General features: G+C 67.7%; 19 protein-coding genes. 17 read left to right on the top strand and 2 right to left on the bottom strand.

All coding sequences use genetic code 11. The annotated features are described in order from the left end of the window. Positions 1 to 266: 266 nt before the first annotated feature. The 5 genes from fliL to AE618_RS01295 all read left to right on the top strand — a co-directional run bounded on the left by fliL (position 267) and on the right by AE618_RS01295 (position 6806). Entirely contained in the window at positions 267 to 770 is a 504-nt protein-coding gene (fliL, locus tag AE618_RS01315) for a flagellar basal body-associated protein FliL (RefSeq protein ID WP_054207243.1), read from the top strand. Between the two features lie 40 nt (positions 771 to 810). After that, positions 811 to 1941, top strand: a complete 1131-nt coding sequence (gene fliM / locus AE618_RS01310) for a flagellar motor switch protein FliM (RefSeq protein ID WP_054207242.1) — start codon at positions 811 to 813, stop codon at positions 1939 to 1941. A gap of 16 nt (positions 1942 to 1957) precedes the next feature. Next, on the top strand, positions 1958 to 2416 hold the full coding sequence (locus tag AE618_RS01305) for a DUF6468 domain-containing protein (protein WP_054207241.1): 459 nt from the start codon (positions 1958 to 1960) through the stop codon (positions 2414 to 2416). Then, entirely contained in the window at positions 2413 to 3243 is an 831-nt protein-coding gene (locus AE618_RS01300; RefSeq protein ID WP_054207240.1) for a MotE family protein, read from the top strand. The genes AE618_RS01305 and AE618_RS01300 overlap by 4 nt, the downstream gene beginning before the upstream one ends. A gap of 110 nt (positions 3244 to 3353) precedes the next feature. Further along, on the top strand, positions 3354 to 6806 hold the full coding sequence (locus AE618_RS01295; RefSeq protein ID WP_054207239.1) for a hypothetical protein: 3453 nt from the start codon (positions 3354 to 3356) through the stop codon (positions 6804 to 6806). Between the two features lie 24 nt (positions 6807 to 6830). Here the strand turns inward: AE618_RS01295 and fliP are convergent, their stop codons facing one another. Both fliP and AE618_RS01285 read right to left on the bottom strand, forming a co-directional pair. Beyond that, complete coding sequence (gene fliP / locus AE618_RS01290; protein WP_248310710.1) at positions 6831 to 7547, bottom strand: flagellar type III secretion system pore protein FliP; 717 nt, start codon at positions 7545 to 7547, stop codon at positions 6831 to 6833. Positions 7548 to 7741: 194 nt separating this feature from the next. Further along, the gene (locus tag AE618_RS01285; protein ID WP_156330040.1) at positions 7742 to 9100 is read right to left on the bottom strand and encodes a flagellar biosynthetic protein FliO; all 1359 of its coding nucleotides are present in this window, start codon (positions 9098 to 9100) and stop codon (positions 7742 to 7744) included. 224 nt (positions 9101 to 9324) lie between these two features. Between AE618_RS01285 and flgB the strand changes: the two genes are divergently transcribed. From flgB to AE618_RS01225, 12 genes are all read left to right on the top strand, one after another. Continuing rightward, a complete protein-coding gene (flgB, locus tag AE618_RS01280; protein ID WP_054207236.1) occupies positions 9325 to 9726 on the top strand; it encodes a flagellar basal body rod protein FlgB in 402 nt (133 codons plus the stop codon). A gap of 57 nt (positions 9727 to 9783) precedes the next feature. Further along, the gene (gene flgC, locus AE618_RS01275; RefSeq protein ID WP_054207235.1) at positions 9784 to 10194 is read left to right on the top strand and encodes a flagellar basal body rod protein FlgC; all 411 of its coding nucleotides are present in this window, start codon (positions 9784 to 9786) and stop codon (positions 10192 to 10194) included. Between the two features lie 14 nt (positions 10195 to 10208). Next, positions 10209 to 10532, top strand: coding sequence for a flagellar hook-basal body complex protein FliE (locus AE618_RS01270; RefSeq protein WP_054207234.1), 324 nt, complete (start codon positions 10209 to 10211; stop codon positions 10530 to 10532). A gap of 48 nt (positions 10533 to 10580) precedes the next feature. After that, the gene (gene fliQ, locus AE618_RS01265; RefSeq protein WP_054207233.1) at positions 10581 to 10847 is read left to right on the top strand and encodes a flagellar biosynthesis protein FliQ; all 267 of its coding nucleotides are present in this window, start codon (positions 10581 to 10583) and stop codon (positions 10845 to 10847) included. A gap of 80 nt (positions 10848 to 10927) precedes the next feature. After that, complete coding sequence (gene fliR / locus AE618_RS01260; protein WP_054207290.1) at positions 10928 to 11686, top strand: flagellar biosynthetic protein FliR; 759 nt, start codon at positions 10928 to 10930, stop codon at positions 11684 to 11686. A 6-nt stretch (positions 11687 to 11692) separates the two neighbouring features. Further along, complete coding sequence (flhB, locus tag AE618_RS01255; RefSeq protein ID WP_054207232.1) at positions 11693 to 12760, top strand: flagellar biosynthesis protein FlhB; 1068 nt, start codon at positions 11693 to 11695, stop codon at positions 12758 to 12760. A gap of 120 nt (positions 12761 to 12880) precedes the next feature. Further along, positions 12881 to 15391 carry a cell cycle histidine kinase CckA gene (gene cckA, locus AE618_RS01250; RefSeq protein ID WP_054207231.1) on the top strand — a complete coding sequence of 837 codons (2511 nt, stop codon included), beginning with the start codon at positions 12881 to 12883 and terminating at the stop codon, positions 15389 to 15391. Beyond that, entirely contained in the window at positions 15388 to 15921 is a 534-nt protein-coding gene (locus tag AE618_RS01245) for a hypothetical protein (RefSeq protein WP_054207230.1), read from the top strand. Before cckA ends, AE618_RS01245 begins: the two co-directional genes overlap by 4 nt. Before the next feature lie 226 nt (positions 15922 to 16147). Then, on the top strand, positions 16148 to 17233 hold the full coding sequence (gene recA / locus AE618_RS01240; RefSeq protein WP_054207229.1) for a recombinase RecA: 1086 nt from the start codon (positions 16148 to 16150) through the stop codon (positions 17231 to 17233). Positions 17234 to 17506: 273 nt separating this feature from the next. Continuing rightward, positions 17507 to 20149 (top strand): alanine--tRNA ligase, encoded by a 2643-nt coding sequence (alaS, locus tag AE618_RS01235; protein ID WP_054207228.1) that lies wholly within the window; start codon positions 17507 to 17509, stop codon positions 20147 to 20149. A gap of 7 nt (positions 20150 to 20156) precedes the next feature. Further along, complete coding sequence (locus AE618_RS01230) at positions 20157 to 21332, top strand: cyclic nucleotide-gated ion channel (protein WP_248310706.1); 1176 nt, start codon at positions 20157 to 20159, stop codon at positions 21330 to 21332. After that, positions 21329 to 21985 carry a hypothetical protein gene (locus tag AE618_RS01225; RefSeq protein WP_054207227.1) on the top strand — a complete coding sequence of 219 codons (657 nt, stop codon included), beginning with the start codon at positions 21329 to 21331 and terminating at the stop codon, positions 21983 to 21985. The genes AE618_RS01230 and AE618_RS01225 overlap by 4 nt, the downstream gene beginning before the upstream one ends. Positions 21986 to 21999: the final 14 nt, after the last annotated feature.

Raw genomic sequence — 21999 nt, 5'->3', positions numbered from 1 at the left:
GGCTGCTTCGACGCTCCCCAGCGCAGCAGCCACGAAACCATGTCCGCAAGCGCCATGCCAGCATGGTTAATCTCGACAAGACTTTGATATTATAGAAGAAACTTGATTTTAGATGAGCTGTTTCGCCCTGCATGTCACGGCCTGGCGGCAAGATCGACCCGGCAGAAATTGCCCCCCTTAACGACGCGTTAACCGTGACTGTTCAGGGTGTGGGAGATGGCCCACGCAGGCGCGCGGTCCGTCTCGAATCCTAAGGCGTGCCGGCAATGTCGAAGAAGCCCAAGACCGACGAGGAAGGCGCTCCCAGCGAGGAAGCGCCGAAGGGCGGCAAGAAGAAGCTGATCATGATCGCAGGCGGCGTCGTGCTGCTGGCGGCACTCGGGGGCGGCGGCTGGTTTTTCTTTCTGAAGAAGCCTTCGGCCGAGCAAGTGGCCGCCGCCGAAGCGGCCAAGAACGTCAAGAAGCCCGTCTCATTCGTCGAGATGAAGGACATGGTGATCGGCATCACCGGCGGGCAGGACCGCCAGCCGTTCATCAAGGTCAAGGTCGTTCTCGAAATCGCCGACGCAAAGGTCTCCGAGGATATCAAGCCGCTGCTGCCGCGCGTCGAGGATGCCTTCCAGGTCTTCATGCGGGAATTGCGGCCCTCCGATCTCGAAGGCTCGGCCGGCATGTACCGCCTGAAGGAAGAGCTTTTGCGCCGCGTCAACGTCACGGTCTTCCCGGCCAAGGTCGACGCGGTGCTGTTCAAGGAACTGCTGGTTCAGTGAGCGGGACAGCAACGACACAGCCGGAAGCGACCACAGACACATGACAACCAGCGATCGCGACAATGTCGACGCGGCCCCCAAGAACGAGCCGCTGAGCCCGGAGGGCATGGCGGCCGAATGGGCCACCATGCCCGATATCGTCGAGGAAGAGGGCGAGCCCGAAGGCGGTACCGACCGCCTGATGAGCCAGGAAGAAATCGACACGATGCTCGGTTTCTCCCTCGGCGACGAGAAGGAGGGGCGCAACGGCATCCAGGCGATCGTCGATTCCGGCTCGGTCTCGTATGAACGCCTGCCGATGCTCGAAATCATTTTCGAGCGTCTCGTCCGCCTGCTCTCGACCAGCCTGCGCAATTTCTTCACCGACAATGTCGAGGTCACCCTCGAAAGCATCCGTTCTGTACGCTTCGGCGACTACATGAACTCGATCTCGCAGCCGGCGATGCTCTCGGTCTTCAAATGCGAGGAGTGGGACAATTTCGGCCTGATCACGATCGAATCGGCGCTGACCTATTCGGTCCTCGACACCATGTTCGGCGGCAAGCGCGGCCAGCCCGCGCCGCGCGTCGACGGGCGCCCCTTCACCTCGATCGAGATCAGGCTGATCCGCCGTGTGATCTCGCTGATCCTGAGCGATGCCGAGGCCGCCTTCAAACCGCTTTCGCCGGTCAATTTCACGATCGACCGCATCGAATCCAACCCACGCTTCGTCTCGATCTCCCGCCCCGCCAATGCCGCCATCCGCGTCGAGCTGAAATTCGACATGGAAGGGCGCGGCGGCGCGCTGCATATCCTGCTGCCCTATGCGACCATCGAGCCGATCCGTGATCTGCTGCTCGAAAGCTTCATGGGTGAGAAGCTCGGCCGCGATCCGATCTGGGAGAACCATCTTGCCACCGAGGTCTGGCAGACGGACGTTCCCGTGACCTGCGTGCTGCACGAGACGCAGATGCCGCTGAAGCGGATGATGAACCTGGAGATCGGCGACACGCTGATGTTCGATGCGCGTCCCGACGCCGTCGTTTCGCTGCGCTGCGGCGACTTCATCGTCAGCGACGGACGCATCGGCCGGGTCGACGACAAGATCGCCGTGCAGATCGTCAGCCCGCTGCGGCGTTCCAAGACGACGATCGCCGCCTTCGACACCAACCATCTCAGCCACTCTTCCTGACGACAGGGCCTGCCGCATGACGATCGCTCTCATCGCCGATGTGCTGGTTGCCAGCCTCCTCGTCGCCACCATCATCACCTGCTTCATCCTGACCAAGCGGATCGAGCGCCTGAAGGCCGACGAATCCGGCATGCGCCAGACTGTCGGCGCGCTGATCGCCGCCACCGATACCGCCGAGCGAGCCATCGCGGGTCTGAAGCTGACGCTCGGCGACTGCGACCGCACGCTGGCCGAACGCCTGCAGACGGCCGAGCGCTACGCCGCCGACCTCGCCGCCCAGATCGAGGCCGGCCAGGTCGTGATGGATCGCATCGGCCAGATCGTCAGCGCCGCCACACTGGTCGCGCCCCGGCCGGCTGAAGAGCCCAAGCCCGCCGCCGAGCCGACCCCGATCTCGCGCCTGGCCAACGCCGCTCAGTCCGCCGCCGCGATCCGTGCTCGTGCAGCAAGGCGCCTGGAGGGTCAGGCTGCGTGATCGAACGGCCCCGCCTCCTGCCAGCGGTCATCCTCGGCGCCATGGCTCTCCTGGCGCTGAAGCTGCTTGCCTGGACGGCGGAGCCTTATCCTGGAAAGGTTCCCTCCAGCCCCACGGCTTTCACGACGGCCAGGCCCTTCTCCGAGGTCGGGGCGGTCGCCAAGACGATCGCGCCTGCTCACGACTCGAACGCCACCTTCATCGATCCAGAGACCACGGGCTCCAATCCCGCTCCCGACCCCAACAAGGAAAAGGACAAAGCAGAAGCGGATGCCAAGGCCGAAGCCGCCCGCGCTGCGAATCCGCAGAACAAGGCCGGCCTCGTCAATGGCACGGCCGCACCGATCTCGCCGGCCGAGCGCGCCCTGCTTGAACGCCTCGGCGAGCGGCGCGAGGAGATCGATGCGCGCATGCGCGAGCTCGAGCTCCGCGAGCGCCTGCTCGACGCCGCGGAAAAGAAGCTCGACAGCCGCGTCGGCGACCTGAAGGACCTCGAGACCAAGGCAGGCGGCCCCGCCGGCAAACCTCCAGCCGACGAGTCGAAGGCGATCAAGAGCCTCGTCATCATGTATGAGGCGATGAAGCCCAAGGACGCCGCGCGCGTGTTCGACCGGTTGGGCCTCGACGTCCTGGTGCCGGTCGTCCAACAGATGAACCCGCGCAAGATGTCCGAGGTCCTGGCGGCCATGGCTCCCGACCGGGCCGAGAAGCTGACGGTCGCCCTGGCGACGGTCCCCCGCGGCCCCGGCGCCCAGCGGGCCGCGATCGACCCCGCCTCCCTGCCCGGCACCGAACTCCCCGCGATCGCGCCCGCCCGACGGCGCTGAGCACGATCGCCCTTAACCCCCCATTATCCTTGGCACGCTAGCGTCGGCATGATCGGGAAAGGGCTTGTTCGCCTGACCCGGCTTTGTCGCGTTGGGTTGAGTGTCCGGCTTTGCGTCTCCCACGTTCCCTTGCCTTCGGCATCGGGCTTTACGCCCTCGCCGCTGCCGCCGGTCTCGGCGCGCCGGCGCTCGCCGCCAGTGCGACGCTGCGGGGCGAGGTCATGCCGCCCGGCTTTGGCCGTCTCTCCCTGGTCTTCGACGAGCCGACGCCGACGCGCATCCGCGTCTCCAATGGCGTCCTGGTGGTCGCGTTCGGTACCAGCGTAAAGATCGACGTCGCCAAGATCGCCCGCGAGCTGCCGGCCTACGTCTCGGTCGCCCGGGTCGATCCCGATGGGCGCGGCCTGCGCTTCGCGCTCGCCAAATCCTATCGCGCCAATCTGATCGAGGCCGGCGAGAGAACCTTCATCGATCTTTTGCCGGAGAATTGGACCGGCGTGCTGCCGGGCCCCCCGGCGGAGGTCCTCGCCGACCTGTCGGAGCGCCTGCGCCTCGCCGAGGCCCGCGGCCGCGAAGCCGCGCGCCAGACGCAGGAGCCGCAGAGGCTGCTCGGCCTGCGCAGAGCCAGCCTGCCGACGCTCGAAAGGCTGCTCTTCGATGTGCCTCCCGATACCCTCCTGAAGACCGATCTTGTCGGGACCGCTCTGACCCTGACCTTCGACAAATCGATGACGGTCGATCCCGCCATGGTCAGGAGCACCCTGCCCGACGGCGTCGCGCTGGTCTCCAGAGAGACCGGCAAGTCCGCGACGACCCTCGCCCTCTCCCTGCCCAAGGACTGGCAGATCCGCAGCTTCCGTGACGAGGACGGGCTCGTACTCGATCTGCTGAAGCCGGCTCAGGCACCCGCCACGCTGATCGCGCAGGCGATTCCGACCCCGGCAGAAACACCCCAGGCCGCGTCCGCTGCGCCGGCCGACCCGCCTGCGCTGGCGCCCGTCAAGCCGCCTACGGCCCAGCCTGCCGTGCAGCCGGCCGTCGCCGCCATCGCTGCGCGCGAGGTCGACCCGGCGCCGCAGGCCGTGAAGATCGCGGCGACAGGCACCCGGCTCGATTTCCGCTTTCCGCGCATCACCGGCGCCGCCGGCTTCGTCGAGGCCGGCATCGCGACGCTCGTCTTCGACACCCGCGATACGATCGACCCGGCCGACCTCAAGGGTCTGCTGCCCGGCGTCATCGAGGACGCGACGGTCGCGCGCGAGGGCAAGGTGACGCTGGTGCGCCTGCGCCTGGCGGGCCAGCCGCTGACGCGGATGTTCGACGACGGCACGACCTGGTCGCTCGGCTTCGGCGAGCAAGGCGGCAAACCGGCCGCGCCGCTGGTTCCCAACCGCTCGATCGACGAACAGGGCCAGACCATCATTGCAGTGCCCCTGCCCGGCATGACGGGCGTCCACTGGCTCGACGCCGGTCCCTCGGGCGTGCCCGTTGCGGTCGCGACCGCCACCGGCCCGGCGCATGTCACGGCCAAGCCCTATCAGTTCGTCGAGTTTGGCCTGCTGCCGACCGCGCACGGGCTGGCCGTCGCGCCGCGCTCCGACGACGTCGTCGTGCGTGCGGGAACCGAGCAGGTGCGGATCGGCCGCAGCGGCGGACTGACGGTGACGCTCGACGCGCCGGACGAGCGCAAGGACGGCCTGGCCCAGACCGCCAAGACGCAAGCCCCCCTGCTCGACCCCGAGCTGTGGGGCAAGCTCGGCATCGCCGGCGTGCGCGACCAGGAGCGCATCCTCCAGAGCGAGATCGCCGGCGCCTCCCGCGCCCGCAAATCCGAGACCCGACTTGCCCTGGCTCGCTTCTATGCGGCCAACCGGATGATGTCGGAAGCCAAGGGCCCGCTGGTGGCAGCAATGGCCGACGACCCGGCGATGCGCGCCAATCGCGAGGCGCTGTTCCTGAAAGGCCTGATCGCCACGCAGATGTACCGGCACAAGGAAGCCGCCGCCGCCTTCGACGCCGCCCCGATCAAGGACGATCCCGACACCAGCCTGTGGCGTGCCCTCGTCGACCAGCGGCTCGGCCGCAATGCGCAGGCGATGGCGGGATTCCGCCGCGCCGAGACGGTGCTCGACAGCTACCCGGTCGAACTTCAAGGGGAACTGCGCGCCGCCAAAGCCCGCGCGGCGCTGGCGACGCGCGACATGGCCGTAGCGGAGCGCGAGATCGACGCGCTGGGCGAGATGCCCGCCGGCACGATCGACAAGGAACAGATCGCTCTGCTGCGAGCCATGCTCGATGATGGCAGCGGCCGGCCCGACAATGCGCTTGCGGGATACAAGCCGCTCTTCGAGGCACTCAGCCGGCCGGTGGCGGCGGAAGCGCAATTGCGCGCGGTCCGACTGGTTCAGGCCGAGAAACGCAACGACATCAACGCCGACGAGGCGATGGCGCGGCTCGAGACGGTCTCGATCATCTGGCGCGGCGGCGAGCTCGAAATCGAGGCGCTGGGCGAACTCGGACGGCTCTACACCGAGCAGCAGCGCTGGCGTGACGCCTTCATGATCGCGCGCCGCGCCAATGAGAGCTTCCCCGAGCACCCGCTGACGCGCCGTCTCCATGACGAGACGGCGCAGCGCTTCGCCGACCTTTTTGGCGGAAAGGGTCTGGAGCAGCTCTCGCGCATCGATGCTCTCGCGCTGTTCTACGACTTCAAGGAGTTCCTGCCGATCGGCCGGCGCGGCGACGAGATCACGCGCCTTCTGGCCGACCGCCTGATCGAACTCGACCTTCTCGACCAGGCCGGCGAGATCCTGCGCTACCAGATGGATCGGCGCCTGACCGGTGCGGCCCGCTCGACCGTCGCGGCGCGGCTGGCCATGGTCAACCTGATGAACGGCAAGCCGACCGACGCGCTGCGTGCGTTGAACGCCACCCGGCTGATCGAGCTGCCCAGCGACGTCAAGCGCGCCAGGCTCCTGCTCGAAGCCAAGGCGCTGTCGGACCTGTCGCGCACAGACCAGGCGCTCGATCTGCTCGAGGCGGAGCGCGGCCCGGAGGTCGATCGCCTGCGCGCCGACATCTATTGGACCGGACGGCGCTGGCGCGAGGCCGGCGAGGCGCATGAGCGCATCCTGGACGAGGCCTGGCGCGGCCCGGCGCCGCTCGGCGACGGCGCGCGCTCCGACGTGATGCGCGCCGCGATCTCCTATGTGATGGCCAATGAGGGGCTCTCGCTCGACCGGCTGCGCAGCAAGTTCGCGACCAAGATGGCCCAGAGCAGCGATGCCCGCACCTTCGCCTTCGTCACTGGCGCCAACCGCGCGAAGTCAGCCGACATCCGCGAGATCGCCCGCGCGGCCGCCGCCGCCGGCTCCGACACGCTGTCGGACTTCATGAGCGCCTATCGCGAGCGCTACCCGGCCTTTTCCTCGGCGGTTCGCCAGAAGAAGCCGGATGCGGCCGTCCCGCCGGCCGGCGAGGCGCCGGCACCTGCCCCGGCCCCTGCGCCGGCATCGACTGGTGCGACACCCGAAGCGGCTCCCCCTGCGCCCGGACGCAGCTGAGGCGCAAGGCCGAGGCGCCCCGCGTCAGACGCCGTAGCTCTTCACCAGCGATCCGGCGACGAGTCCCCAGCCGTCGACCAGGACGAAGAAGATCAGCTTGAACGGCAGCGCCACCGTCACCGGCGGCAGCATCATCATGCCCACCGACATCAGGATCGAGGCCACGACGAGGTCGATGATCAGGAACGGCACGAAGAGCAGGAAGCCGATCTCGAAGGCCCGGCGCAGCTCCGAGATCATGAAGGCCGGCACCAGGATCTGAATCTGGACGTCCTGCGGTGTCGCTGGCGCCGGCTCGCGCGACATCTCCACGAACAGCGCCAGGTCCTTCTCGCGCACATGGCGCAGCATGAAGGTCTTGAAGGGCACGACGCCGCGATTATACGCCTCCGCCGGCTGGATCTGGCCCGCGACCAGCGGCTCGATCGCGGAGGCATAGGCCTCGCGCAGGGTCGGCGCCATGACGAAGCCGGTCAGGAACATCGCCAATCCGATGATCACGGCGTTGGGCGGCGCGGTCTGCGTGCCCAGCGCCGAGCGTAGCAGCGACAAGACCACCGCGATCCGGGTGAACGACGTCACCATGATGAGGATCGACGGGGCCAGCGACAGCACCGTGATGACGGCGATCAGCTGCAGCGCGCGCTCGGCCACGCCGCCGCCCTGCCCCAGATCGAGCGACAGCGTCTGCGCCAGCGCCGGCCCCATCGGCACGGTGACGAGCGCCGCCCACAGCGTCATGCAGGCCGCGACGAAACCCGCGCGCCTTGCGCGCCGCCATCTCATTGGATTGCAGGTCATGCTCACGCGCAGCCGTCATTTCGCCCGACTCAGACGATCGTGCCGCGCAACGCTAAGTCCGGGCTTCGCCGCCCGGCAACCGGCTTGGCGGCGTCAGAGTGCCGCGTCGGCTCAAAACCTGTTGATCGCAGTGCTCAGGGCCGGGTTTTCGGATCGCGGCCGAGCAGCCGGGCGAACTCCGCCTCGATGGCGTCGACAGAGAACGGATCGATCGGCTTCGGCTCCGGTTCCGGTGCAGGCTCGTCGACGCTGTCCCTGGCGGCAACCTCGACGACGGGCTCCTGCTCGGACGCCGCTTCCTCCTCGGCCGGCTTTGCCTCGACGACCGGCTCGGGCTCGTCCTTGCCCGTCTCCGGCTCAGGCTCGAACATAGTCTCGGGCTCGAGCTCGATCTCCGGCTCGGGCAGCGACGAGACCGGCTCCGGTTCGACAATCGTGGGGATCTCGGCCGGAGCTGCCGGCTCGAACGGCTTCGGCGCGGCAACCGGCGGCGGAGCGACCGGCGCGTTGAAGGAGGAGGGCTTGGGACTCGTCCGCTCTGGCTTGAGGCCGAGGGCCATCTCCAGCTCCGCTTCGACATCCATCGGCAGGGCGCGCATGGCCGCAGGCGCAGGAACCGGCACCGACGGAGCAGCCTCGACCAGCGGTTCGGCCCGCACGGGCGCGACTTCGACGGGTGCGAGGGGCGCCGCGGGCTCGACCGGGGCATGGGCCGGCCGCACGGCCGAGAACGGTCGCTTCAGCGCCTCGTCGAGCTGCCGCGCCATATCGTCGAGTTCCCCGGCGCTGGCGGCGGGCGCAGGATCACGGGTGAAATGCGGCGCCTGGACCACCGGGGCAGGCGCCGGAGCCGAGGGCGTGGGAGCAATGGGCGCAGCCTGCGGTGTCGATGCTGCGGCGAGGCTCAGCGCCGCCATGCCGCCGGCCGCCGTCGCAGCTGCGACCGCCGCCTCTGCCTGCGTCAGGGCCTGAGCCGGGCGAGAGACCGGCTGCACAGGCCGGGTCGGGGGTTGTGGCGGCTCCCCCGATGGAGCCAGCGCAACGGGAGCCGGCGGGGGCGCGCGGCGCATGTCCTCCGAGGGCTCGTGACGCGCCGGCTCGTGGCGGCCGGGTTCCTGCGGAACCAGCGTGTCGAAGGGCAGCGGCCGATCCGGCAGGCCGAGATCGCTCTGTGCCGGCATCGCCGTCCGCGCCCCGCTGCGCACGATATTGGTCTCGACGACCACATCGGAGGCTCCGCCGATCATGACCAGATGTTCGACATTGTCGCGCCGGATCAGCACGAGCTGGCGCTGACGGTCGAGGTCGTGGATGTCGACGACGCCGAGCCGGGGCTGGCGCGTCCGGCCGCCGCCCTGGCCCTTCATCCGCAGCCGACCGTCCTTGATCTGCCGCGCGAAGAGGCCGAGCAGCACGAGCAAGACCAGGATGACGCCAAAGGCGATGACCCACTTCTGTGCGGTCGGGAGATCGAAGCCAAACAAGCTCTGCAAGGTCTGCCTCATATGCGACGGCGGGCCGGGCCCCGGCTGCCGGTAAGTCCACCTGACGTTGAACACGCTGGCTATAGCATAGCGCCCGCGCTTTCAGGAAACATGGTGAATGCGTGGTTAACCGGATGCTCGAAAGGCGGCCGTTTTAACCGTTCGTTAACCATGGACCCGGCAAGATTTACCCAGTGAACCGGGCTCCGCCCGGTCCGGAGAGGGTCACGGCCATGGCGAGCACTGCCCTGGGAACAGGCGGGAACCTGATGCAGGCGCTGAAGACGCGCATGCAATGGCACCAGACGCGTCAGAAGGTCCTGGCCGAGAACGTCGCCAATGCCGACAGCCCGGGCTTCCGTCCCATGGACGTCAAAGGACCCGCCTTTGGCGCCGCCCAGGCCAATGTCGGCCTGATCCAGACCAGTTCCGGCCATATGGGCCTGAGTGGCGGTCGCGGTGGCTTCGATAGCACGCGCGCCCAGCGTTTCGAGATCACGCCCAACGGCAATGCCGTCAATCTCGAGGACGAGATGACAAAGGTCGCGCAGAACCAGTCCGAATACCAGCTCGCGGCCTCGCTCTACAGCAAGGGTCTCGGCCTGATGAAGATCGCGATCGGCAAAGGTCGCTGACAAGGCTGGGCCGCTGACGTCGCGCGCCGACGCCTCACGCTGCAAGGAACAGGCAAGATGGATCTTCTCAAGAGCATCGCGGTGGCGACGTCGGGCCTGCGCAGCCAGTCCGGCCGCATGCGCATCATCGCAGAGAACATGGCCAATGCCGATTCGGGGCCGGAGCGAGCCGGCGCCGATCCTTATCGCCGCAAGATCCCGACCTTCCAGCGCCGCTTCGACCGCGAGCTGGAGGCGCAGGTCGTCGATGTGGGCCGCGTCCAGCGTGACCAGAGCCCCTTCCGCATCAAGTTCGAGCCCGGCAACCCCACAGCCGATGCCAGCGGCAATGTCCGCATGCCCAACGTCAACTCGCTGATCGAGACGATGGACATGCGCGAGGCCCAGCGCAGCTATGAGGCCAACCTCAACCTGATCTCGTCGACGCGCCGGATGATCCAGCGCACCATCGACATCCTGCGCGCCTGAAGGGGTAGCACACCATGGCCACGCCAAGCTTCGCTGCAGGTGCCTATGCCTCGATCCAGGGAATGGGTGCGGGCAACCTGCTCCGCAAGCCGGCCTCTGCCGGTGCGTCGGAGACGGGCGGTCCCGATTTCGCCTCCATGATTGGCAAGGCGCTCGAAGCCACCGCCGATGCCGGCAGCAAGGCCGACAGGCAGGCCGCCTCGGTCGCGGCCGGTCGCGCCGATGTCGTCGATGTCGTCACCGCAGTGGCGGAAAGCGAGGCCGCGATCGAGACGCTGGTCGCCGTGCGCGACCGCGTCATCGCGGCCTATGAAGAAATCATGCGGATGCCGGTCTGAGACCGCGACGACGGCCGAGCGATACGCGGCCTGCAAAAGGGAATCGATATGACATCCGGAGCCATCCTCGACTTTGCCCGCGACGGCATCGTCGTCTTCCTCAAGGCAGGCGGCCCGGTGATGATGGTCGCGCTCGTCGTCGGCCTGGCCGTCTCGCTCGTCCAGGCGCTGACCCAGATCCAGGAACAGACCCTGGTCTATGTGCCCAAGATTCTGGCGGTCTTCGCCGCGCTGATGTTATTTCTGCCGTTCATGGGGGACGCGCTGGCGGGCTATATGGGACGGGTCGCCGTCCGAATCGCCACGGGCGAATGATCCTGCCGCAGCAGCGCCTCGCCATCGCCGATGGGCCGGCCCTGCGGCAGTCCCCTTGGCGGCGGAGTGCCAGCGGCACGATGCAGATCGCGATCCTGCCCGAGATCAGCGCCGTCTTCGTGCTCGTCTTCGCGCGCGTCGGCACGCTGGTCATGCTGATGCCGGGAATCGGCGAGCGCTTCATCTTCTCGCGCGCCCGGCTCTCGCTCGCCTTCTTCGTCGCGCTCGTGGTGCTGCCGATGGCCCGACCGCTGCTGCGCCTGCCGCCGGACGTGTCGGGCGTGGTCGCGCTGCTTCTCGGCGAGGTGTTGATCGGGCTCGTCATCGGCGTCTGCGCCCGCTTCGTCATGGCCAGCCTGCAGACCGCGGGCACGCTCGTCGCCCAGACGATGGGGCTCGGCTTCGCCACGACGATCGATCCGACCGGAGGCCAGCAGAACCCCTCGATCGGCAATCTGCTGACCATGCTCGGCATCACCCTGGTCCTGACCAGCGACCTGCACCACGTCGCCATCGTCGCGATCCATGAGAGCTATCGCGTGCTTCCGCCAGGCGGCTCTCCAGAACTCGGCGACGTCATGGCGCTGGCCGTGCGGGCCGCATCCCAGGGCTTCTCGCTGGCCGTCCAGATCTCCGCTCCCTTCATCATCTTCGGCCTGCTCTTCAATCTGGGCCTCGGCGTTCTCGCCCGCATGATGCCGCAGCTCCAGGTTTTCTTTCTGGCAATACCGGCCTCGATTTTCGGCGGCATGTTCGTGCTGCTGGCCGTGGTCGGCGTGATGATGAGCGTCTTCCTCAACGATCTCGGCGGCTTTCTGCGCCAGTTCACGGGGAACTGACGGCTCATGTCAGAGGATGCCGACAACGAGGACAGAACAGAAGACCCGACCCAGCGAAAGCTGGAGCAGGCGACAGAGAAGGGTGACGTCCCCCGATCGCAGGAGATCGGCACCTTCTTCGTGCTCTGCGGCCTGACGATGGCGCTGCTGGTCGCCGCCGCCGCCTCGGCCCAGGATGCGGCGCTCTCCCTGCGCAGCTTCCTGATGAACGCCCATCAGGTCCCCTCCGACGGCTCGGCCTTTGCCCATGCCGCGGAGAAGGGAGTCATGACCGGCTTCATGGCGCTGGGCCTGCCCTTCGGCTTCATCCTCGGCGCCGCGCTCGTGGGCGCGTTGATCCAGCACAAGCCGCTCTGGACCTTCGATCCGCTGATGCCGAAGTTCAGCCGCATCTCGCCGATGGCCGGCGCCAAGCGGATGTTCGGCAAGGAGGCCTGGGTCAATTTCGCCAAGGGCCTTGCCAAGACCGGCCTGGTCGGCGCCGTCCTCTGGGTCACGCTCTGGAACGAGCACGACCGGCTCGAGAGCTTCGCCCAGATGAATATCGCGGCCCTGCTGCCGGCAACGCTGGTTCTCGCGATCAAGCTGATGGCGAGCGCGCTGGCCCTCTTCGCCGTCATCGCGCTCGGCGACTTCGGCTGGCAGCGCTACACCTGGTACCAGCGCCAGAAGATGACGAAGCAGGAGCTGAAGGACGAGTACAAGAACTCGGAAGGCAATCCCGAGGTCAAGGCGAGGCTCCGCCAGATCCGGATGGAACGCGCGCGCAAGCGCATGATGGCGGCGGTGCCGAAGGCGACGGTGATCATCACCAACCCGACGCACTACGCCGTCGCCCTGCAATACGAGCCCGGCATGGCGGCGCCGCTTTGCCTGGCCAAGGGCGTCGATGCGGTCGCGCTGAAGATCCGCGAAGTCGCGGGCAAGCACAGCGTGCCGATCGTCGAGAACGTGCCCTTGGCCCGGGCTCTCTACGCCACCGTGGAGATCGACGACGAAATTCCTGTCGAACACTATCAGGCGGTGGCCGAAGTCATCGGATACGTCTTGCGCCTGAAGGCCCGCCGCGCCTAACTCGCTTCGGCATGATGCCGGACGTGGGGACCGGTTTTCAAGACGACATCATGCGTTGAATCAGACACGCGCAATGCCGCCGACGGGCGGTGCTGCGGCAACGGGACGGGCCACACCGCAATGGGCGGAACCACCACGGCGATCGATCGATCCGACAAGCCCGGCCATATCGGCGTCATCCTGCTCGTGGCGGGCCTGCTCGTCGGCGCCGCCGTCGCATTGGGCTTCATCGCCAACGAATGGGCCCAGCCGCTGATCCTCGGCCTGCTCGCGCTTCTGTCGGTGATTGGCGTCTTCGGCCTCTTCGCCTTTGCGATCGGCCTGATCCAGTTCTCCGGCCGCGCGGCCCGCAACGACCTGACCAAGACCATCGTCGACAGCGCCGACGAGGGCGTCGTCGTCACCGAGGGCGAGAACGGCATCGTCTACGCCAACGAGGCCTATCTCGCGCTGGCAGGCGCGCGCGGCGCCAGCGACATCCGCCCGGTCGGCGCCCTGTTCACCGGCCGCGCGGAGGTTTCGGAGGCGATCTACCGTCTTTCCGCAGCGGCACGCGACAACCGCCGGCTCGCCGAGGAAATCCGGCTCGAGCCCGCCCTCAGCGGCCGCGGGGCCGTCGGCTGGTACCGCATCAAGGTTCTGCCCGTGCGCCGCGACGGCCGCCAGGCGACGCTCTGGTCCGTCTCCGACGTGACGCCGGAGCGCGAGCGCCAGGAGAATGCCTTCCAGGAACTCCAGCACGCGATCGACTATCTCGACCATGCGCCGGCCGGCTTCGTCTCGATCGACGCCGATGGCGAGGTCTCCTATCTCAATGCGACGCTCTCGGGCTGGCTCGACTTCGACCTCGCCCGCTTCGGCTCGGGCGGCCTGCATCTCGACGATATCGCCACACCCGGCGCCGCGGCCCTGCTCCAGGCGATCCGGGGCCAGCCCGGCGATGTCCGCATCGAGGTGCTCGACGTCGATTTGAAGCGCCGCAACGGTGTGCCCCTCCCCGTCCGCTTGCACCATCAGGTCGCCTTCGGCAGCGATGGCCGCGCCGGCCCCTCGCGCACGCTCGTCCTCAACCGCGCCCCCGGCGAGGCCGGCACGGATGGCGGCAGCGAGGCCGAGATCCGCTTCGCGCGCTTCTTCCACTCGACACCGATGGCGATCGCCACCGTCGATCGCACCGGCACGATCCTGCGCTCCAATGCCGCCTTCGCGCGCCTGACCCAGAACGGTCAGCAACTCGGCCCGCAGCCCGGCACCATCCACGACCTCGTCGCCGCCGGCGGCGGCCTCGACCGAGCGCTGAGCGAGGCGATGGAGGGCCGCTCCGAGATCGCCCCGCTCGACCTGACGCTGGCCGCCGACGAGACCCGCTCGGCCAGGCTTTACCTCTCCCCCGTCGCCGCCACCGAGGATGGCGACGGCGAGCGCGCCATCATCTACGCGCTCGAGACAACCGCCGAGCGCAAGCTCAAGGACAATATCGACCAGGCCCAGAAGATGCAGGCCGTCGGCCAGCTCGCAGGCGGCATCGCGCACGACTTCAACAACGTGCTGCAGGTCATTATCAACGCCTCGGAGTTCCTGCTCGCCAGCCATCGGCCGACGGACCCCTCCTTCCCCGACATCATGCAGATCAAGCAGAACGCTTACCGCGCCGCGGCGCTGGTGCGGCAGCTGCTCGCCTTCTCGCGCCGCCAGACCTTGCGCCCGCAGGTGCTGGAGCTCGGCGACGTGCTCTCGGATCTCTCGCTGATGCTGAAGCGCGTGGTGGCCGACAAGGTCACGCTCGACGTCCGCCAGGGCCGCGATCTCTGGCCGGTCAAGGCCGATCTCGGACAGCTCGAACAGGTCATCGTCAATCTCGCGGTCAATGCCCGCGACGCCATGGCCGACGGCGGCAAGCTCACCGTCCGTACCCGCAACGTCGCCAGCGGCGACTGCGCCAGCTTCGGCCACGCCGCCCTGCCCCCGGACGACTACGTCCTGCTCGAGGTCGAGGATTCCGGCACCGGCATCGCGCCCGAGCATCTCGACAAGATCTTCGAGCCCTTCTTCACCACCAAGGAGGTCGGCAAGGGCACGGGTCTCGGCCTCTCCATGGTCTATGGCATCGTCAAGCAGACCGGCGGCTTCGTCTTCTGCGATTCGGTCGTCGGACGCGGCACGATCTTCCGCATCTTCCTGCCGCGCCATGTGCCCAGCGAAGAGGAGATCGCAGCCGAAGCCGCGATCAAGGAGGCGCCCAAGAAGATCGCCGCCGACCACACTGGCGCCGGCGTCATCCTGCTGGTCGAGGACGAGGATGCGGTACGCGCGCTCAACGCCCGCATGCTGGTCTCGCGCGGCTACACCGTCCACGAGGCCGCCTCGGGCGTCGAGGCGCTCGACATCTTCCTCCAGCATGACGGCAAGATCGACCTCGTCGTCTCCGACGTGGTGATGCCCGAGATGGACGGCCCGACGCTGCTCGGCGAACTGCGCCAGCGCAACCCCAACACCAAGGTCGTCTTCGTCTCCGGCTACGCCGAGGAGGCCTTCCGCAAGAACCTGCCCGAGGGCGAGGATTTCCAGTTCCTGCCCAAGCCCTTCACGATGAAGCAGCTCGTGGAGACGGTGAAGGCGGCGATGGGATGAGCCGGGGGCTTGATGCCGGGCCGAAGCAAGCCGGCTCACCGGCCTCGGCGACGCCAATCGCGAACGGGAACCCCAGCCGTAGCGGCCTGCTCAGTTACGCAGTGCTGCTCGGAGCACAGACCGCCTGCGCTGCGGTCATGCTCGCCAACATCCACGCAGCCTTCCGCATCCTGATCGAGAACCTCGGCACGCCCAACGCATCCACGCCGCGCAGCGTGCTGGACCTGCTGATCGCGGCGGGCCTCGGCCAGGCCTTCTACTGGTATCGCCTGAGAACCACTCCGGTGCCGGCGGGCTATCTGAGCCTCCCCCTCGGCCATTTCCTGGCTTTCTCGAGCCGCCTGGGCTTCATCTGGGGCGGCGCGCTGTTCTCGGTCTATTTCCTGCGCCACGCGCCGGAGCTGGCGCTCGGCCCGCTCGACATCGCCTGGCGCGGCGCGCTGCTGGTCGCCATCCTGTTCGCGCTCTACTGCTACACGCTCGAACTGGAACGGCTCGGCGCCGCCCTGCAGGCGCCACCGACACTCTAGAGCCCGGCTCAGCTTCGGCACGCCATCGCCAGCGGTCTCCTTACCCGCACAATGGAATCGGATAACGACCCGCTGGCGCCCCGCAGAGCCGCTCCTGCCATCTCCTGTCAGGAGTCACGAAAAGAGAACAGAAAAAGAACTTGCGAACAAGAACAAACCATGACCATCCTGCCCTCACCGGCGCGGATTGAGATGTCCCCGCGCCCCTGCCATAAGGAGCGCGATCGTGAGTCAGGCGAATCTCAAGCTGGTGGAAGGTTCCTCGATGGACAAGGCCAAGGCGCTGGATGCGGCGCTCTCGCAGATCGAGCGCGCCTTCGGCAAGGGCTCGATCATGCGGCTGGGCAAGAACCAGCAGGCGATCGAAATCGAGACGATCTCGACCGGCTCGCTCGGCCTCGACATCGCGCTCGGCGTCGGTGGCCTGCCCAAGGGGCGGGTCATCGAGATCTACGGCCCTGAATCCTCTGGCAAGACGACGCTGGCGCTGCACACCATCGCCGAAGCCCAGAAGAAGGGTGGCGTCTGCGCCTTCGTCGATGCCGAGCATGCGCTCGATCCCGTCTATGCCCGCAAGCTCGGCGTCAATCTCGACGATCTCCTGATCTCGCAGCCCGACACCGGCGAGCAGGCGCTCGAGATCACCGACACGCTGGTGCGCTCGGGCGCGATCGACGTTCTGGTCATCGACTCGGTCGCGGCGCTGACGCCGCGTGCAGAAATCGAGGGCGAGATGGGCGATGTCCAGCCCGGCCTTCAGGCCCGTCTGATGAGCCAGGCGCTGCGCAAGCTGACCGCTTCCATCTCGCGCTCGAACTGCATGGTCATCTTCATCAACCAGATCCGCATGAAGATCGGCGTGATGTATGGCTCGCCCGAGACGACCACCGGCGGCAACGCGCTGAAATTCTACGCCTCCGTGCGCCTCGACATCCGCCGCGTCGCGACGCTGAAGGATCGTGAGGAGGCCACCGGCAACCAGGTCCGCGTCAAGGTCGTCAAGAACAAGGTCGCACCGCCCTTCAAGCAGGTCGAGTTCGACATCATGTTCGGCGAGGGCATCTCCAAGGTCGGCGAACTCGTTGATCTCGGCGTCAAGGCCGGCATGGTCGAGAAATCCGGCGCCTGGTTCTCCTTCGACAGCCAGCGCCTCGGCCAGGGCCGCGAGAACGCCAAGGCCTTCCTCAAGGCCAATCCCGAGATGGCAGCCAAGATCGAGGCGACGATCCGGCAGAATTCCGGCCTGGTCGCCGAACGCATCCTCGACGAGGCGACACCGAGCGCCGACGATCTCGACGAGGGCGAGGCCTGAGCCTCATACGCTGAACGTCATGCTCGGGCTTGACCCGAGCATCTCGGAAACCAGCCTTCTCATCGACGAGATTCTCGGGTCTGCGCTTCGCTTCGCCCGAGAATGACGTCTTGCGAAACGCGGGCGGCCTGATGGCCGTCCGTTTGCGTTTCGGCGCAAGGCGTTGGGCAACGCGCGATCTCTCGACAGCGGCATGGCGCCTGACTAGAACGCTTGGAAACCGCCGGTCTTGCGCCCGGACGGCAGCCCGATGAAGCAAGAGTTCAAACAGCGATGAGCGGCGTCAACGAAATCCGGTCCACCTTCCTCGATTACTTCAAAGGCCAGGGCCATGAGGTGGTGGCGTCGAGCCCGCTCGTGCCGCGCAACGACCCGACGCTGATGTTCGCCAATTCCGGCATGGTGCAGTTCAAGAACGTCTTCACCGGCCAGGAGAAGCGTCCTTACGTCCGCGCCACCACCGCGCAGAAATGCGTCCGCGCCGGCGGAAAGCACAACGACCTCGACAATGTCGGCTACACCGCCCGTCACCACACCTTCTTCGAGATGCTGGGCAATTTCTCCTTCGGCGATTATTTCAAGGAACAGGCGATCACCCACGCCTGGACCCTGGTCACGCGCGAATACGGCCTGCCCAAGGACAAGCTCACCGTCACGGTCTACTCCGAGGACGACGAGGCGCACGGCCTCTGGAAGAAGATCGCCGGGCTCTCCGACGACAAGATCATCCGCATCCCGACCTCGGACAATTTCTGGCGCATGGGCGACACCGGCCCCTGCGGACCCTGCTCCGAGATCTTCTACGACCATGGCGACCATATCCCCGGCGGCCCTCCGGGCTCGCCCGACGAGGACGGCGACCGCTTCATCGAGATCTGGAACCTCGTCTTCATGCAGTATGAGGAGGCGGCCGGGGGCATTCGCACCGACCTGCCCCGCCCCTCGATCGACACCGGCATGGGTCTCGAGCGCATCGCCGCCGTGCTCCAGGGCACCCATGACAACTACGCCATCGACCTGTTCGCGGCGCTGATCTCCGCCATCGCCGACCTCACCAACGTCCCCTCCGACGGGCCGATGAAGGCGAGCCACCGCGTCATCGCCGACCATTTGCGCTGCTCGGCCTTCCTGATCGCCGACGGCGTGCTGCCCTCCAATGAAGGGCGCGGCTATGTGCTGCGCCGGATCATGCGCCGCGGCATGCGCCATGCGCAGCTGCTCGGCGCGAAGGACCCGCTGCTGCACAAGCTCGTGCCGGTGCTCACCCGCGAGATGGGCCGCGCCTATCCCGAACTGCTGCGCGCCGAGGCGCTGATCACCGAGACGCTGCAGCTCGAGGAGACCCGCTTCCGCACCACGCTGGCGCGCGGCCTCACGCTGCTCGACGACGCCGCGAAGGACCTGACCTCAGGCCAGAGCCTCAAGGGCGACGTCGCCTTCACGCTCTACGACACCTACGGCTTCCCGCTCGATCTGACGCAGGATGCGCTGCGCGCGCGCGGCGTCACCGTCGATACCGACGGTTTCGATGCCGCCATGCAGCAGCAGAAGGCCAAGGCGCGCGCCGCCTGGGCCGGCACCGGCGAGGCCGCGACCGAGAAGCTCTGGTTCCCGCTGCGCGACAAGCTCGGCGCGACCGAATTCCTCGGCTACGACACCGAGACCGCCGAGGGCGTCGTCACGGCGCTGATCCGCGACAATGCCGAGGTCGAGACGCTGTCCGTCGGCGAAAGCGGGCTGATGATCGTAAACCAGACGCCGTTCTATGGCGAATCCGGCGGTCAGGTCGGCGATGCCGGCACGGTGCGTGGCGCCGGCCTCCTCGCGACCGTCGGCGACGTGCAGAAAAAGCTAGGCGATGTCTTCGCCCACAGCGTCACCGTGAAGGAGGGTGAGCTCAAGCTCGGCCAGCCGGTCGAGCTTCGCGTCGATCATGCCCGCCGCAGCGCCATCCGCGCCAATCACTCGGCGACGCATCTGCTGCACGAAGCGCTGCGGCTGGTGCTCGGCGATCATGTCGCGCAGAAGGGCTCGCTGGTGTCGCCCGATCGTCTGCGCTTTGACTTCTCTCATCCCAAGCCGATCTCGGACGAGGAATTGCGCGAGGTCGAGGAGATCGCCAATGCGATCGTGCTGAGGAACGAGCCGGTCTCCACCCGCCTGATGAGCATCGACGAGGCCATCGCCTCGGGCGCACGGGCCCTCTTCGGCGAGAAATACGGCGACGAGGTCCGTGTCGTGTCGATGGGCACCAACGCGACCGGCGAGCCCTACTCGATCGAGCTGTGCGGCGGCACCCATGCCGGGCGCACCGGCGATATCGGCCTCGTCAGTGTCGTCGGCGAGAGCGCGGTCGCCGCAGGCGTGCGCCGGCTCGAGGCGATGACGGGCAACGGCGCCCGGCTGCGGCTGAACACCGAATCGCGTCTGCTCGACGGACTTGCCAGTCTGCTCAAGGTGCCCGCCCATGAGGCCGGCCCGCGTCTGGCGGCGCTGATCGAGGAGCGCCGCAAGCTCGACCGCGAATTGAGCGAGGCCCGCAAGAAGCTCGCCATGGGCGGCGGCGGCGAGGCGCAGGACCCGGTTCGGGAGATCGCGGGCACCAAGCTGCTCGCGCGCGCCGTCACCGGCGTCGAGATGAAGGATCTGAAGAGCCTGGTCGACGAGGCCAAGGGCCGTGTCGGCTCCGGCGTCGTCGTCATCGTCGGCGTGGCCGAGGACGGCAAGGCGGGCGTCGTGGTCGGCGTCACGCCGGACCTGACGGAGCGCTTCGACGCGGTCGCGCTGGTGCGCGCGGCGTCGGAGGCGCTCGGCGGCAAGGGCGGCGGCGGACGGCGTGACATGGCGCAGGCCGGCGGACCGGACGGCACGCAGGCGCAAGCCGCGCTCGATGCCGTCGCCGCGGCGATGGGTTGAGCTGACGGTGGCCGCCTCCTCCCTCGCAGGATGGCGGCGCCGGGTTCACCTCTGGATCGACCATGGCGCCGGCGACGATGCGGTCGCGGCCTGGATCCATGGCAGCCTCGTCCTGTTGATCTGCGCCAATGTCCTGGCGATCGTGTTGGAATCGATTCCCCAGCTGGCGCAGCGCTTCGGGCCGGTTTTCCAGGCGTTCGAGGCGGTTTCGCTCGTCGTCTTTGCGCTGGAATACGCCGCCCGCCTCTGGGCCGCCCCAGAACATGCGCGTTATCGCGCGCTTAGTCCGGCGCGCGCACGCTTCGCCTATGCCATGTCGCTACCGGCGATCATCGATCTGCTGGCGACGGTGCCGCTCGCCTTTGCCCTGTTTGGGCTCGGCGATCTCAAGGTGCTCCTGCTGCTGCGCCTGCTGCGCTTCTTCAAGCTAGGGCGCTATTCGCCCGGCATGGCTTCGTTGGCAGCCGCGCTCTCGGCCGAGCGAAAAGCCCTCTTCGCCTGCTTCGTCGTGCTGATGGGCGTCATGCTGATGGCCGCCAGCGTGATGCATCTCGTCGAGCACGAAGCCCAGCCCGACAAGTTCGGCACGATTCCCGATGCGATGTGGTGGGCGATCATCACCCTGACCACGGTCGGCTATGGCGACGTCTTCCCGATCACGATCGCGGGCAAGGCCGTTGCGGCGGTGACGGCGGTGCTCGGCCTGGTCATGCTGGCCCTGCCGGTCGGCATCGTCGCGACGGCCTTTGCGCAGGAGATCCATCGCCGCGAATTCGTCGTGACCTGGAGCATGATCGCAAGCGTGCCGCTTTTCGGCCAACTCGACGCCGTCGAGATCGCGGAGGTCATGCAGTTCCTGCGGGCCCGGACGGTCAAGGCCGGCGCGGTCGTCACCCATGAGGGCGAGCCATTGCAAGCCTTCTATTTCATCGCCAGCGGCGAGGTCGAGATTGCGCAGCCGGACGGGAGGAGCACATTGGACGAAGGCCACTTCTTTGGCGCGCTGACCCTGGACGATGTCGCGATCACCAGCCACTCGCCCGGCATCAGCGAGGCCGTCGCCACCGCGCCGACCAAACTGCTCGTGCTCGATCAGATCGATTTCCGCGCCTTGACCGCGCGCAGCCCCCGGCTTGCCGCTCACATCCGGGCGCTGGCGCGGCCGGGAAGGCCCAGGCCTTGAGCGCCAAGGCCTTGAGAGCAAAGCTCGCCGACGCGCGCACCCTGATCGCGCTGACGGCCGTAATCGCACCGCTCTGCGCGCAGGCGCAAGCGCGCCGACCGGCAACGCCTCCGGCCAGCCCCGCGATCTCCGCCTCGCAGCGCGTCATGGCGGGCTCGATGCTGAGCGTTGTCGTCAGCCGCGCGCCGGCCGGCGCGCGGCTCGCCGTCGCGCGCCCCGGCAGCCCGGCGTCCAGCGCCATCCTGGTCGAAGCCATCGGCGCCCGCCCTTCTGTCACGATTCCGGTGCCCGGCCTGGCTGCGGACTACGAACTGCGCCTGACGCGCGACGAAGCGGGCCTGCCGGTCATCCTTCTGACGCAGCCGCTGATCGCGACGCAGGCGCAGGCAACGCTCGCGGCGTCAACCCGCATCCGGCGCGGAGCGGCCTTCCCGGCGCGTGGCATCGGCCCCAATGGCGAGCGCGACCGCGTCGTCCTCGTGCCGAAGGATGCGCCAGCGGACACATCCGGCCCGAGCTTCTTCCCGGCCGAGAATGTCGAGGCTGTGCTGGACGCGCCCGACACGCCGGGGGACTACGAGCTGCGCTACCTCATGAACGCGCCGCTGGCGGAGGGGCGCGTGCTGGCGCGGCAGGGCATCGTCGTCGAATAGCGACGGTCGCGGCG

The organism is Allobosea vaviloviae (assembly GCF_001298265.1).
GTDB classification, from domain to species: Bacteria; Pseudomonadota; Alphaproteobacteria; order Rhizobiales; family Beijerinckiaceae; genus Allobosea; species Allobosea vaviloviae_B.
This window is presented reverse-complemented; position numbering and strand designations above follow the sequence as displayed.